Genomic DNA, 13,812 nt, shown 5'->3' with positions numbered 1-13,812 from the left:
TGTCTTGGGTCCGAGGACCCAACTCCGCGCATCCGCACGGCAGCAGAGCGCGTTCGGTAGCTTGATCCGGTACAAGCCGCACCACGGATCGACGGGGAAGGCGAGCATGACGACCGAGGCGTACTCGGAATCCTGGAGACAGCTGATCGGCCAGGCCGGTCAAGAAGGAGAGAGTGCCGCGAACGCTCGGATGTCGCCGGCATCCGCGGGCGAAGCGGGCGGATCGGGCAGCTCCGCCTCCGAAGGCGATCTGAAACACACCGACCGGCCGTGGACGACCGCGGCCGGCGTCGCGGAAGACTTACGGACGAGCACCGCGACCGCCAAGAGCAAGCTGTCATCAGCGCATGCGGGTGTCGCCGCGGGCAATGAAGGACTGGCGAGCGCAGGCGTGCTGAAGTCGGTGCTCACCTCCTGGGAGGCGCGTCTGGGGTCCGTACGGGACGAATGCGGCTCCCTCGCCCCGAAGTTGCGGCAGGTCGGCAAGGACCTGGGAGAGCGGGACGTGAAGGTGAAGTCCTCGCTCCAGGCAATCGACACGCCGACTGCCCCGGGGGAGAAGTGACCGCCGTGCTGACATGGCAGCGATTACGCGATCTGAAGTGGTCGGAGCTCCAGGACGCGGCGGACGGCTGGGGCGAGGCCAGTAACCGGGCCGACGCGGCTCGCGACCGCGTGAGCAACGAGATGACGAACCAGCTCGCGACGTCGCAGAAGGGCGAGGCGGCGACGGCCGCACTCGGACGGCTGAAGCGCCTGGACCGGAACTTCGAGTACATCTACACCGAGTGCGGACTCGTCCGTACGACGCTGAACAGCCTGGCGTTCGAACTGAGCGGCGCACAGCGACGGTTGAAGGACGCCCTGGAGGACGCGGCGAACCTGAGGTTCACCGTGCACGCCGACGGATCGGTCGGTTACCCGGCCGGTGGCGAGAACGTCATCGACGGCAAGGAACTCCCGGGTGGCAGCACGAGCGGGTCGTCCCTCGGCACGCCGTACGGCCCCTCACTGGGAGCCTCCTCGGGCGCACCGCCTCTGACCCATCCCAATCCCCACCACGGGAAGGCCCAAGCCATCGCCGACCGCATCCTGCGCGCGGTCAACGAGGCCCAGGACATCGACAGCCGCTTCAGCAAGACGCTGGCCCGTCTCAAGGCCGCCCCGGGGCTCACCGTCGATACGAAGACCTGGACGGACGCCGCCGCGGACGCCGCGGCCGTGCGGGGCGCGGCGGACGACTACTTGCGGGATGGCATCCCCGAGGACAAGTCCCCTGCGGAGCGCAGGGCATGGTGGGCGTCCCTCACGCAGGAGCAGCGTGAGGAGTATCTGGCGGTGTACCCGAATGAGATCGGTAACTTGGACGGTATCCCCGCCGACGTGCGCGACACGGCCAACAGAGACAACTTGCAACTGCTGATCGGCAAGCTGGAAGGGCAGGAGAGCGAGCAGGCGCGGGCCCAGCTGGCGGGGCTGAAGTCGATCGATGAGCAGTTACGGGCGGAGCCGGAGAAGGGCGTGCCGCCGATGTATCTGCTGGGCATCGGGGACGAGGGCAACGGCCGCGCGATCGTGTCGTTCGGCAACCCGGACGCGTCGCGGAATGTGTCCGCGTACGTTCCGGGTCTCGGGACCTCTTTGGACGAGGCGTTCGCCCGTAACGATGTGCAGCGAGCGCGCGATACTGCCAAGGGCGCGATGCGGTACGACAAGTCCAGTGCGGCGATCGTATGGCTCGGCTACGACGCACCGCAGATGCCGGCCGGGAAACTGCTCGACAATGCGGGCGTGATGTTCGAACGAGACGGCAAGGTCGGGGCGGTCGCCTACAACGACTTCATGGCGGGAATCTCGGCGACAAACCAGAACCCCGATCCGCATGTCACCGCCATCGGCCACTCGTACGGCTCATTCACCGTGGGACAGGCGGCGCAGCGGGACGGCGGCATCCCGGGAGCCGATGACATCATCCTGCTCGGCAGCCCCGGCACCGGCGCGGATCGCGCCGAGGACCTCGGGGTGGGCAAGGGCCATGTGTACGTCGGCGCCGCCGACAACGACCCCGTGACCATGCTGCCGAGCGAGGACGAGGCGAGTGCGATGGCCGCCGGTGTGGTGGGCGGCGCCTCCGCCGGGGCCTCCTTGGGGCTCCTAGGTGGCCCGATCGGGGGCATCGTCGGCGGCGTGGTGGGCGGCATTGCCGGTGGCGTAGCCGGATACATGTCGTCGGAGGACGAGAGTCAGCTCTGGTTCGGCACGGATCCGGCGCACGAGGACTTTGGCGCGCAGCGCTTCAAGGTGGACGACGGGCCACGTCCGCTCGTCGACGGGGAGGGGCTTACACCGGCCCACTCGAACTACTTCAACCCCGAGAAGGACCCAGAGTCCGCCCGTAACATCGCCAAGATCGTCACCGGTCGCGGCGACAAGATCACGGCCGAGGAGCCCCGATGAGGATGCTGCCTGTTGTTCTGCTCGCGGCGCTCGTAGTAGTCACCGTCGGGTGTTCCAGTCCGGGAACATCAAGAGAGCGGGGAGAGGAAAAGCACGTGGTCAGCAAGATCAGTCTGCAAGAGGCGGCCGAGAAGGCCGACGCGATCATGCTGGAGACCATGTCTTCGGTACAGCCGGCGTTGAACTGGGTGCATGACGGGTCCACGGCGAGTGGATGTGGCAACTACACCATCGATGGCAAGCAGACGGGGGCTGTAACACGGCGCGTCGCAGTGATGACCATCGTCTCGGAGGCCAGACGCGGGAGTCTGCTCGGTGTGGTGGAACGGCAGTGGAAGAAGCAGGGCTACGAGATCACCGGCGTGGACAGCGACAGGGAGTTCCCAGCCGTCGACGCTCGAACCCCGGAGGATTTCCGGATGAGCGTCGCCGTCGGCGACAAGGGCCAGTTCTTCTTCGATGTCGTCACGCCGTGCTTCATCGATTCGGAGGTCGCCCCGCCCAAGACGACGGCCAATGGGACCCCCTTCGAAGGGGCGGAGGTCCCGTATCCCTCCGTCCACTCCGACTTCTGGTCCGCGAACACCCCGATCCCGTCCCCATCCTCCTGAAAGCAGCACCACGCGGACGGTGATCCTTCGGGACCCGGGGTACCCACGGACAGGCCCCCGGGCCCCGACCCGACGAAGGCCGGTTCAGGGACGCTTCCCGCCCGCGTCGGGGCGCCGACACGGCAGTACCGCCCACGACTTGACCCCTCGCTGCGGCGGCTTCGCCTCGGCCGTGCCCCACTCGCCCCCGCAGTCGCTGACACATGCGGCGAGCAGCCAGAGCGCGCCCCGGCGTCGTTCCGCGCAGAGGCTCACATCGTCGGGGTCGGTGTGGCGCGGGTGCTGGTCCCAGAGGACGAGGCGGAGGGCGCCCGCGCGGTAGCGGAGGGAAAGGTAGACCTCTCGGTCCGGCGTCAGTCCGACCGCTGTGCCGATCAGTTCTGTGGCGGCGAGTACGGCGAGGTCCGCGTACGGGGCGAGCCCGTGCACGTCCAGCGCGGACCGGATCGCGGTGCGCGCGGTGGCCGCGCAATGCGGTTCACCGGGAAGGGTGAAGCTGTAGGCCAGGCCCTCAAGACGGGGCGGCCGGTTGCGCCTGCGGCCGGGCAGGCCCGCGTTGACGAGGACGGGCTGGGCCACCGGGCAATGCGTGGCGCGCGTGAGCGGCATGGAATTCTCCCTCGGACGGGGCGAGTTGGGTCGCGTTCCGCGACACGGCTGAGCGGTGGCTTGTCTCCCTGACGCGGGACCGCCCCTCCCAGGGAAGGAGTTGCGGGCAGGACCGCGTGATGCACTTCCAACTCATCTGCGTGAGCGGTGCGTTACCGACTGTAGAGCATTCGGGAGTACGTGTACTACGCTTTCGGTGGAACCCGTACGCGGCCCACCGGCAGACTGAGATGACTCAGGCAGGAACGACCAGAAGGGGGCGACATGCCGCCGAGGAGTTCACCCACCGAGCGACAACGCCGGCTCGGAGCCGAATTGCGGAAGATGCGCCTGGCGGCGGGCATGTCCACGGAGTTCGCTGCCGGGCTGCTGGACGTCCCCCGCACCAACGTGCCCAACATGGAGTCCGGCCGCGCCGGGCTCAGCGTGGAGCGCGTCCGTACGCTGTCGGGCAACTACGGGTGTGAGGACAAGGCCCTCATTGACGCCCTCGCCTCGATGGCGATGGCCAGGGGCAAGGGGTGGTGGGAGGCGTACCGTGGCGCGCTGCCGCAAGGGCTCCTGGACATCGCGGAGTTGGAGTGGCACGCCACGGGCCTGAGCACGCTCCAGACGGTTCACCTTCCGGGGCTGCTGCACCTGAGCGAGTACGCACGCGCGGTGTTCACCGCCGTCCTTCCTCCGCTCCCCGCGTCGGACATCGAACTGCGTGTCGCCCACCGTCTTGAGCGTCAGCGAGTGTTCGACCGGACCGACCCGGTGCGGTACGCCGGGTACGTGCACGAGGCGGCGCTCCGGATGTTGTTCGGTGGCCGCCGGGCCACCCGCGAACAGCTTCGGCATCTGTGCGCCATGTCCGAGCGCGACAACATCGAACTGCGCATACTGCCGGTCCACGTCGGTGCCTTCCCGGGCGCGGGCCACGCCGTTCTCCACGCCGAGGGGCCGGTGCCGCAGCTGGACACCGTTCAGCTCGACTCGGCGCATGGCCCCGTGTTCAGCCACGCCGAGGCCGAACTCACCAAATACCGGGCTCACTTCGCTTGGATGGAGAAGCACGCTCTGACCACCGCGCAGTCGCGTGACTTCATCCACGGGATCGCACAAGAGCTCTGAGAGAGGCCGACATGTCAGAGATCAACTGGGAGAACGCCTTCTGCGGCGAGGGCAACAACTGCTTCCGCATAGGCACGGACGAGGACGGCAACGGCTATATCTCCGTACTCGGCCAGGAGGACCACTACCTCACCGACAGCCGCGACGCCCTGCGCAATCTGATCCGCGAGATCAAGGCCGGCAAGGCCGACCACCTGCTCTGAACCTCCGAACGCGCACGCACTGAGGGGGCGGGTCCACAAAACGATTGTGGACCCGCCCCCTCAGCGGGCGGCTCGGAAGCCTACTGGCTCTCTCCGCGCGGGAAGGAGACCTCCACGCGACGGTTCTTCTTGCGGCCTTCTTCTGTGCTGTTGTCCGCGATCGGGTACTGCTCGCCGTAACCGCGGATCTCGAACGTGATCCCGGCGGAGGTCAGTTGCCCCTGGAGGACACCGTGCACGGCTTCGGCACGCTGCTTGGAGAGCACGTCCCCGTGCGCGGCGGAGCCGAGGTCGTCCGTGAAGCCGAAGACCCGGACCTTCGTCGCGCCCTGCGTCTTGATCTCCTCGGCGATGGCGGCGATACGGGAGTTCGCGGCGGACGACAGCCTGGCGCTGTCCTTGCCGAAGAGGACCTCGGCCTGGAGCGCGAACTTCACGTTCTCGTTCGTGTCCTCGCGGCGCTCTTCACCGCCCTCGGACTCGACGACCGAGATGATGTCGAGCACCTTGGCGGGCGCGAGGGTGGCGCCCTCGCGGAGCTTGAGGCCGGAGGCGTTGCCGTCCACCTCGGGCGGTGGCGAGGTGGACTCCGTACCCGGCGGGGTGCTCGGAGTCTCGTCGGCACGCGCCCCGGCGGCCATGGTGAACTGGACACTGGTGAAGAGCACGGCCGCGGCGACGGCCGTCACCGCCGGGCGCCTGGAGACCCTGCGTACGCGGGATGTCGTGGCGCCCATCAGGAGATCTCAATCGTGGCGGTGGGCATCATCGGGAGCTGAAGGTCGACCTGTGTGGTGGAGTCAGGAGGAGCGGGGAACTGCGCGAAGATGGCGACCTTCTCGTCAGGCTTGACGTTCACGACACCGGTGGTGGTGAGCGGATAGCCGTCCGTGTCGCGCAGCACGTAGTAACGCTTCTTCTCCGCCTTGTCCACGACCGTGAACCCGGCGAAGGACCTGCCCGTGCGGGCTACTTGAGTCTCCCTGCCGTTCCAGCCGACCGGCGCGTACTCCTGCTTGGAGCCCGTGTTCGTAAGGGTGCCGCTCACGGTGAGGAAGCCGCCCTCGTCGCGCTCGGCGGAGTGGATGATGATTTCGAGCCCGTTCGCGGCGCGCATGGTCGCCAGGACCTTACTGGTGTCAGGTGTCTCACCACCGGCGCCGTCATCCTTCGGCGTCCCCGTGCTCGGGTTGGCCGACGCGGAGCTCTCGCCATCCTCCTTGGCACCGTCCCCCCCGCCACCGCCACAGGCCGTCAGGGAGACGGTCAGCGCGGTGGCCGCGAGGGCCACCGCCGCAGCCCTGCGCGCCTTCGCTCCGTGCCACATGCTCATGAGTGCCATTCCTTTGCGTTCGCTCGCGGTCAGTCCTGGGCCAGTCGGACGGAGAATAGATCAGCCATGTCCGGCAGAAGGTCAAGATGATCCGGATCGATGTCCCAGCCCGGGCCGCCGCCGCAGTCGAGGGTGCCCGGGGACACCGGCTCGGCGTTGTCCGGGTCCTCCGACTCCTCCCCGTCCTCGGACGGCTCCTCGTCCTCGGCGGGCTCGAAGCTGCACCGGGGTACGACGACCGCCGTGGCCGTGGCCTCGGCGTGCTGGTCCTCGGTCTCCGAGAGGATGTTGGGGCCCATCGGCTCCTGGGTGCGGACAGCGACCGTGAAGCCCCAGCGGCCGTCGGTCAGCTGTCGGCATTCGCCGGGCAGCACATTGGCGCCGTTCTGGTCGGCGAACCGGGACGCCGCCTCGCAGCCGTCGGCAGTGCCGATCGGGTCGCCGTTGAAGACGTCATCCAGAAATCCGGGGTCCAGCAGCCCATCCAGGAGGCCGTCACGGAACAGATCACGTGACTCCTGGGCCGCCGCCAAGGCAGCGGCGTCCGCGGCTCCCTGAGCCTCATTGCGTGTCGCACCGGCCTGGCCGACCGCGAAGAACGCGAGCGCGAGAAAGAGCAGGCCCGCCACCATCGTGATGTAGATGGGAGCGGCCTGCCCTGACTCACTGGAAGTGCTACGCGTCACTCCCCGCCACCGAGGATCTCTCCGACCGTCTCGGTCAGGCCATCGGCGATGGTCGAAGCCACGTCCGTGCCGACGATGGCCGCGATGATCAGCGCCACCAGCACGATCACACCCACGTACTCGACAGCGCCCTGACCCTTGTCGCGACGGGCCTTCATCGCCGTGACGGCCGTGTTCGCCCAGGTGCCGACGTAGACCTTGGTGGCGGCGGCGGCCTTCAGCGTGATGTTCGACATGGTGTTCTCCTCCGGTGTCGGCCGGCCGTGTACCGGCCGACTCGTACGAGTCTTTGATGTCGTTCGCGCTGCCGGCTTCCTCCTGGCCGGTGTCGCTTGCGACATGAGAAAAGTACGTCGGGGAGGCATCCCCTGCCATGGGCCTCAGGGCCCAACCGCGGGCCCAATCAGGGGATTGGGTCCTGTCCCTCACGATGCCGTCCGGTGTCCTTGTGGTCCGGGGGGCGTCGGTGCGCTCAGCCATGGTCGGCCGCCCTTCCCCGGGCGATCCCGTGCCAGAGAGCGATGGCCTCACCGCGGCTGCCCGCGTTCAGCTTGGTGAAGATGCGGTTGATGTGGTTCTTGACGGTCTTCTGGCTGATGAAGCAGGCCGCGGCGATCTGCTGATTGGTCATTCCCGACCCGATCAGGTCCATGATCTCCACCTCCCGCTGGCTCAGTTCGGAGTACAGCCCCTCGGGGTGCCCCGACTGTGGCCCCCGAGAAGAATGTCCCACACTTCCTTGCGAAAGCAAAGGCTCTGAAGAAGATTGTTGCGCGTTCAACACTGGATCAACGGCCCCTGGCTGGGCGTTCATTGAGGGGAAGGGCGGCTGCGGGCCCAGCGGGGCACCATATGCAGGTGCAGATGGTTGCATCGGTGCCGCGGGGCGATAGCCGGAGCCTGTGAACGCCGTGCCCAGGCCCTCCGGCAGACCGACCGGTCCGCCGTCGGCCCCGGGGCCGTTCCGTACCGTCGCCAGCAGCGCGCTGGAGGCGGAGTAGGTGAAGTGGGCCCGGCCCTGCTTGATGTCGCGTACGGCGTGCACCAGTTGGTCCGCCGTGAACTCGCCGTGGACCAGATAGCCGCCCGCGCCCAGTCTCAGTGCCTCGTGGACGATCTCGCTCTCGCGGCTGTACGTCATCATCAGAACCGGTGCCAGCCGCACCAGGTGCGGGAGCGCGGAGATGCCGTCGACTCCCGGCATACGTACGTCCAGCAGAATGACATCGGGGCGGTGCTGTACGGCCTGTTCGTACGCCTGGCGGCCGTCCGACGCCTCTGCGACGACCTCCAGGTCATCACGTCCGGAGAGCAGGACGGTGAGTCCCGCCCGTACCACCGGGTTGTCGTCGGCGACCACGACGCGCAGGGGCGGCGCGGTCGGCATCGTTTGGGGGAAGTCGGGGAGTTCTCCGGATGCCGCCGGCGGTGCGGATGTGGGTATGGGTGTGGGGACCCCGGCGGTCTGTTCCGAGCTGAGCGGTGTGGCGTGCGAGGACGTGTGCTGCGAGGCATGGGCCTGCTGTGTCCCGTGCTGACCGGAGCTTCTGGAGATGTCGTCCGGCATTGGCTGCGGCCTCCTCTCAAGGTGTGGGAGCGGCGGATGGGTCAGTGCTGTGTATGTGGCCTTCGCGGTCAGTTCAGTTGTGGCGCGGAGTGCGGGAGCGGGGCGAACTGACCCTCTTGACTGGGACTCAGGGCGGTGAGCGGCAGTTCCAGACGTACTTCCGTGCCCCTCGCGGCCCGGCCCTTGCCGATCCGGATCCGGGCTCCGATGGAGGCCGCCCGCTCGACCATGCCGACCAGCCCGAAGTGGCCGGCCCGCCGCAGATCGTCGAGGGTGGTGCCGGGCGGCAGGCCCTGCCCGTCGTCGTACACGCTGATGCGCAGGAGATCGCGGACGACCCCGGCCGAGACATTGACGTAGGTCGGGTTCGCGTGACGTTGCGCGTTCTCCATCGCCTCGCTGGCGATCGTGAGGGCGTGCCGGGCGACGGCGTGCGGAATGGGAGGCACCGATACCTCACCGAGCCGCCCGAAGGTCGCCTCGACTCCGTGCCGACGTGCGAAGTCCGCTGTACGGGATTGCAGTTCGGCCAGTACGTCGACGCCGCCGTCCAGTCCGGATTCACGCCGCAGATCGGAGAGCAGTTCCCGTGACTCGGCGGCGGCCCGCCGGGCGGAGCGTGCCACCAGATCCGCCTGATGCTTGACGGTCAGGGGGTCCATCCGGTCGGCCGAATGCGCCAGACCGTCCGCCGCGAGGGCCAGACCATGGAGCGTCTTGGCCACCGAGTCGTGCATCTCACGGGCGAGCCTGGCGCGCTCCTCCTCGACGGCGCCGTGCACCGCGAGCCTGGCTCGGGCCTCGGTCAGGGCCTGGCTGGCGGTGCCGAAGCCCAGCATCAGACTGCGCAACGTACTGCCGATCGCTCCCGCGATCACACAGAACCCCGGCAGGAGAAGGGCGCTGAAACCCGCCTCGGCCTGGGTGTTCACCGTGTACGCGACGGCCACGATCAGCGACTGGAGTACGGCGAACAGCGCGGCCCCGCGCCACCCGTACACCAGCCCGGCGAGCAGCGGGGTGCACATGGTGACGTACGCGAGCGTCGAGTCCGGGGACGCCGTGATGAGCAGGAGCGCGCCGAAGAGCATGTCGGCGGCGAGCAGTGCGGGGTGGCGGAGCAGGAAGGGCCCGAATCGCTCCCAGTCGCGCAGCAGGACGTACGAGACCATGAACGTCACGACCACGGCCGAGCCCACGAGCCACGTGGCGACGCCCGGTGCGGTACGGGCGAGGGCGAAGGGAGCGGCGAGCGCGATCATGGCGAGCCGGAAGCCGAACACCTGTCGGCACAACGCCTGGAGAGCGTTGACCTGGATCGGGAGCGAGGGCACATGGCTCGGGCCCGCTGTGGCCGAACGCGGCACCTCATTGGTGTTACCGCCGGTGAGCGTGAGCGTTCTCTGACCCATGGAGATCACCTCCCCTTCGGACTAGTGCGGTCGGATGGTCGGACATGTGAAGGGCGACGAGGTGACGCCCTGTCGAACTACTTGGAGAGAATGCTCCCGAAATCGACGTTGGAACCGTAGTAGAAGCTCAGAACGATCAGGATCATGGTGGCGGGCAGCATCACCATGGTCACCACGAGCGTGCTCTTCGGTACCGCTTGAGCGGCGCTGCGCCGGGAGTTCTGCGCGTCCGCGCGGCGCATGTCGTTGGCGATCTGTATCAGGGTGTCCACGATGGGCGCACCCAGTTCCTCGCCCTGCTGGAGCGCCGTGACGAACATCGACACCTGCTCGGAGGCGTTGCGCTTGCGGAGTTGCTCAAAGGCCTCCCGGCGACTGACGCCCATGTCCATCTGGCGCAGCGTAATGCGGAGTTCGTCGGACCAGGGACCGGTGTACTTGTCCGCGACGCGCTCCAGCGCCTGGCGGAATCCGAGCCCCGCCGAGACGACCACGGCGAGGACGTCCAGGAAGTCGGGCAGGGTGCGCTCGATGTCCGACTTACGCCTGCGGATGGCAGCCCAGATGATCACATCGGGCCAGGCAAGACCGTATGCCACCGCGACGAGCGCGACGATCGTCTGGCCCCGGGAGACCAGCGCCAGCGCCGCCAGGACACCCAGGGCTCCATAGACCGCCCGGCGGGCGGCGAAGCGGTCGACGGTCATACCGCCCGGGTTGCCTGCCATGTCGAGTCGACGGCGCAGGGCTTCGACCCGCTTCGGACCCATCATGCGGAGCACGTTGGGGGCCCAGCGCATGCCGAGCCGGTCGATACCGGATCCCACAGCGGTCGTCCGCGTGGCGCCGACCTCCAGCGCGATCGCCAGGTCTCCCGGGAGCTTGGCGTCCGCACGGTACATACGAATGCCGTGGAAGACGCCGTACACGGCCAGCCCCACGGCGACCGAGAGCAGAAGTCCCATCATTGTGTCCTCTCCCGCCTCAGACCTGGACCCGGGACAGTCGCCCGATCAGGAGATAGCCGACCGCGTACATGGCGAAGGCGATGCCGGTGCCGATCTGCCCCAGCGCCGAGCCGGTCATCTTGTCCAGCGCGCCCGGCGTCGTGGCGTTGATCATCAGCAGAAAGCCGAGGCCGAGTAGAGGGACCGCGAGAGCGGTGACTTTGACCTGGGACAGCATCGTCGTGACCTCGCGCCGGGTCTCCTTGCGTTCCTCCAGGGTCTCGGTGAGGTTGCGCAGGGAGGTGACCACCTGGCCGCCGGCCCGGCTGGAGAGCACCAGTGTGGTGACGAGGACGACCAGTTCGCGGGACGGAAGGCGGTCGGCGAGTTCGCCGAGTGCGTCGTCCATGGTCTGCCCGAGGGCGAGTTGGTCGGCGACCCGGCGAAGCTCCTCGCCCGCGGGGTCGTCGAGCTCCTCGGCAGCCATCTCAAGGGCGGTACGCATCGCCAGGCCGGCCTGGGTGGCGTTGGCGAGCACACGGGTCAGCTCGGGCAGCTGGCCGATGAAGGCTTCCGTGCGCTTGGTGCGCTGCCAGTTGAGGAAGGCGTTGCCGCCCCAGACACCGATCAGCGCCGCGAGCACACCGAAGAACGGCGCGAATATCGCGCCGATCACGAAGTACAGGCCGAGCAGACCGGCGATCACGTAGACGATGTACTCGCCCGGTGTCAGATCGAGGCCGGTGGCGGCGATTTTGTGTTCGGTGCGCTTGCCCAGCTTGGTGGTACGCAGTCGGCGGTCGAGAGCGACGAATCGACGGCGCCGGCCGATCACGTTCGCGATCTGTCCCGTTTGGGACATACGGTCGACGAGCGCCTCCCGCTGGGCCTTGCCCGACGAGTAAACGTGCACGCCGATGACCGCGAGCACACACGTGAGCAGTGTGACACCGATCGTCAGGAGCGGGAGATTATCCATGTCGTGCGGGGACCTTCTCGATGGACGGGGAGGGCTCTGGGGCTCTGGGTGGGGTCGGCAGGGACGTGGTGCGGTGTGCTTCGTGTGCTGTCAGGCCGCCGTCTTCCGCACGGCCAGTTCCGCCTCCGACTCCGCGGTCCCGAAGGCCGGCGGTACGGGTTCGCTCTTCAGGTGGAGGCGTTCGGCGATCCTGCGGGGCAGCGGGTAGTACTCGAACTCCCCGTGCACCCGCCCGTCCGGAGACATGGGCTGGGCGATGAAGCGGCAGACGGAGACGATCCGGTACTCCTCGCGGCCGTGCGAGTCCACGATGGCGATCTCGGTCACCCGGCGGGAGCCGTCGGCGTGCCGGGTGAGCTGCACGATGACATCGACGGCGCTGTTGATCTGGTCCTTGATCGCCACGAACGGGATCTCGACCTCCGACATGGAGGCGAGGGTCTGGAGTCGCATCAGCGCGTCCTCGGCGTTGTTGGCGTGGACGGTGGCGAGCGAGCCGTCGTGACCGGTGGACATCGCCTGGAGCATGTCGAGCGTCTCGCCGCCGCGGACCTCACCGACGATGATGCGGTCGGGGCGCATACGCAGGGAGTTGCGTACGAGGTCGCGGATGGTGACCTGGCCCTTGCCCTCCACGTTCGAGGGGCGGCTCTCCAGGGTGATCACATGGGACTGCTGGAGCTGGAGCTCGGCGGAGTCCTCGATGGTGACGATGCGCTCGCCGTCGGGGATGAGTCCGGAGAGGGAGTTGAGCAACGTCGTCTTCCCGGTACCGGTGGCCCCGGAGACGATCACATTGAACTTCGCGCGCACCAGACCGGCCAGCAGGATCATCATCTGCTCGTCCAGCGAACCGAGGCTGATCATCTCCTGGAGAGTGAAGGCCCTGGGGAATCGCCGGATGGTGAGGATGGGGCCGGTCAGCGAGAGCGGCGGAATGATCACGTTCACACGCTCACCGGACGGCAGTCGGGCGTCGACCATCGGATTCGCCTCGTCCACCCGGCGGTTGACCGTGGAGACGATGCGCTCGATGGTCTGCATCAGCTGCTCGTTGGAGGTGAACCGCATCGGCAGCTGCTCCAGCCGGCCGCCACGCTCGACGAAGACCTGGTCCGCGCCGTTCACCATGATCTCGCTGATGGAGGCGTCTTCGAGCAGGGGCTCCAGGATGCCGAGGCCGAGGGCCTCGTCGACGACCCGGCGGATGAGCTGGGACCGCTCGATGGTGGAGAGGACCGGGCCCTCCCTGCTGATGATGTGGCTCAGGACCCGCTCCAGACGAGCCCGACGCTCGGCCGCGGCGAGCGCGGACATCTCGGCGAGGTCGATCTCCTCCAGGAGCTTGGCGCGGTAGACCCCGACGAGGAGATTCTCCTCGCTCTGCCCGTTCGTCGGCTCGGGGCTGTTGATGCGCGCCCGCAGGCTCATGTCCTCAACTCCCAGGTTCTGCTGGTGTGCTCGGGTGGTGCGGTGGTGATGCGTTACGTCCGTGACCGGCGTACGGCCGGACGGGCGGGTCAGTCGAGGGGCATGGTGACGCTCCTCTTGGCCTCACCGAGATCGAGGATGTCGGGCAGGATGGCCGGGATCGTGACCTCCGCGGTGATCGTCACCTCGTCGCCGTTCCTCTCCTTGCGGAATTCAGTCCCCTCGGCCAGCCAGTCGCTCATCGACGCCCGGCCGGCTTCCTGGTAGTCCATGGTCGCCTCGTTGTACGTCTCGGCGCGGGCTGCCGCACGTGCCGCCGTATTCGCCTGCTGTACGGCGTACGCGGCCATCCCGAGCTGGATCGCGATGATGGCGACCACGATCAACAGACTGATGACGCCGACGTATTCGAGGGCGACCTGTCCCCGGTCGCGCCCTTCGCGCGCTGTGCGCTTCACCAT

16 protein-coding genes are annotated in these 13,812 nt (G+C 67.9%); 5 read left to right on the top strand and 11 right to left on the bottom strand.

The features are described from left to right. Window positions 1-106: 106 nt before the first annotated feature. From ABTZ59_RS31795 to ABTZ59_RS31785, 3 genes are read left to right on the top strand one after another with little or no spacing between them, the layout of a single operon-like run. Window positions 107-565: a hypothetical protein gene (locus tag ABTZ59_RS31795; protein ID WP_351421323.1), complete on the top strand. Its 459-nt coding sequence runs from the start codon at window positions 107-109 to the stop codon at window positions 563-565. Further along, on the top strand, window positions 562-2,457 hold the full coding sequence (locus ABTZ59_RS31790) for an alpha/beta hydrolase (protein WP_351421317.1): 1,896 nt from the start codon (window positions 562-564) through the stop codon (window positions 2,455-2,457). The genes ABTZ59_RS31795 and ABTZ59_RS31790 overlap by 4 nt, the downstream gene beginning before the upstream one ends. Then, the gene (locus tag ABTZ59_RS31785) at window positions 2,454-3,068 is read left to right on the top strand and encodes a hypothetical protein (RefSeq protein ID WP_351421313.1); all 615 of its coding nucleotides are present in this window, start codon (window positions 2,454-2,456) and stop codon (window positions 3,066-3,068) included. Before ABTZ59_RS31790 ends, ABTZ59_RS31785 begins: the two co-directional genes overlap by 4 nt. A gap of 84 nt (window positions 3,069-3,152) precedes the next feature. On the opposite strand, the gene ABTZ59_RS31780 is transcribed toward ABTZ59_RS31785, so the two are convergent. Next, the gene (locus ABTZ59_RS31780) at window positions 3,153-3,677 is read right to left on the bottom strand and encodes an ATP-binding protein (protein WP_351421307.1); all 525 of its coding nucleotides are present in this window, start codon (window positions 3,675-3,677) and stop codon (window positions 3,153-3,155) included. Window positions 3,678-3,941: 264 nt separating this feature from the next. Between ABTZ59_RS31780 and ABTZ59_RS31775 the strand changes: the two genes are divergently transcribed. After that, window positions 3,942-4,793: a helix-turn-helix domain-containing protein gene (locus tag ABTZ59_RS31775; protein WP_351421303.1), complete on the top strand. Its 852-nt coding sequence runs from the start codon at window positions 3,942-3,944 to the stop codon at window positions 4,791-4,793. 11 nt (window positions 4,794-4,804) lie between these two features. Continuing rightward, window positions 4,805-4,996 (top strand): hypothetical protein, encoded by a 192-nt coding sequence (locus ABTZ59_RS31770; protein ID WP_351421296.1) that lies wholly within the window; start codon window positions 4,805-4,807, stop codon window positions 4,994-4,996. 80 nt (window positions 4,997-5,076) lie between these two features. On the opposite strand, the gene ABTZ59_RS31765 is transcribed toward ABTZ59_RS31770, so the two are convergent. From ABTZ59_RS31765 to ABTZ59_RS31720, 10 genes are all read right to left on the bottom strand, one after another. Continuing rightward, window positions 5,077-5,733, bottom strand: a complete 657-nt coding sequence (locus tag ABTZ59_RS31765) for an OmpA family protein (RefSeq protein WP_503003795.1) — start codon at window positions 5,731-5,733, stop codon at window positions 5,077-5,079. Then, window positions 5,733-6,329, bottom strand: a complete 597-nt coding sequence (locus ABTZ59_RS31760) for a hypothetical protein (protein ID WP_351421291.1) — start codon at window positions 6,327-6,329, stop codon at window positions 5,733-5,735. The genes ABTZ59_RS31765 and ABTZ59_RS31760 overlap by 1 nt, the downstream gene beginning before the upstream one ends. 29 nt (window positions 6,330-6,358) lie before the next feature. Then, the gene (locus ABTZ59_RS31755; RefSeq protein WP_351421283.1) at window positions 6,359-7,015 is read right to left on the bottom strand and encodes a pilus assembly protein TadG-related protein; all 657 of its coding nucleotides are present in this window, start codon (window positions 7,013-7,015) and stop codon (window positions 6,359-6,361) included. Next, window positions 7,012-7,251 carry a hypothetical protein gene (locus ABTZ59_RS31750; RefSeq protein ID WP_351421278.1) on the bottom strand — a complete coding sequence of 80 codons (240 nt, stop codon included), beginning with the start codon at window positions 7,249-7,251 and terminating at the stop codon, window positions 7,012-7,014. Before ABTZ59_RS31750 ends, ABTZ59_RS31755 begins: the two co-directional genes overlap by 4 nt. 236 nt (window positions 7,252-7,487) lie before the next feature. Then, window positions 7,488-8,582 (bottom strand): response regulator, encoded by a 1,095-nt coding sequence (locus tag ABTZ59_RS31745; protein ID WP_351421273.1) that lies wholly within the window; start codon window positions 8,580-8,582, stop codon window positions 7,488-7,490. 68 nt (window positions 8,583-8,650) lie between these two features. Further along, window positions 8,651-9,994: a sensor histidine kinase gene (locus ABTZ59_RS31740; RefSeq protein ID WP_351421270.1), complete on the bottom strand. Its 1,344-nt coding sequence runs from the start codon at window positions 9,992-9,994 to the stop codon at window positions 8,651-8,653. A gap of 77 nt (window positions 9,995-10,071) precedes the next feature. After that, window positions 10,072-10,959, bottom strand: a complete 888-nt coding sequence (locus ABTZ59_RS31735) for a DUF5936 domain-containing protein (protein ID WP_351421267.1) — start codon at window positions 10,957-10,959, stop codon at window positions 10,072-10,074. Window positions 10,960-10,978: 19 nt separating this feature from the next. Next, the gene (locus tag ABTZ59_RS31730) at window positions 10,979-11,920 is read right to left on the bottom strand and encodes a type II secretion system F family protein (RefSeq protein ID WP_351421254.1); all 942 of its coding nucleotides are present in this window, start codon (window positions 11,918-11,920) and stop codon (window positions 10,979-10,981) included. A 90-nt stretch (window positions 11,921-12,010) separates the two neighbouring features. Further along, complete coding sequence (locus ABTZ59_RS31725) at window positions 12,011-13,351, bottom strand: TadA family conjugal transfer-associated ATPase (protein WP_351421247.1); 1,341 nt, start codon at window positions 13,349-13,351, stop codon at window positions 12,011-12,013. A gap of 89 nt (window positions 13,352-13,440) precedes the next feature. Continuing rightward, complete coding sequence (locus ABTZ59_RS31720) at window positions 13,441-13,812, bottom strand: TadE/TadG family type IV pilus assembly protein (protein WP_351421238.1); 372 nt, start codon at window positions 13,810-13,812, stop codon at window positions 13,441-13,443.

The organism is Streptomyces sp. NPDC094034, from assembly GCF_040303865.1.
Lineage (GTDB): Bacteria > Actinomycetota > Actinomycetes > Streptomycetales > Streptomycetaceae > Streptomyces.
The sequence above is the reverse complement of the archived record's forward strand: the minus strand, read 5'-3'. Positions and strand labels throughout refer to the sequence as shown.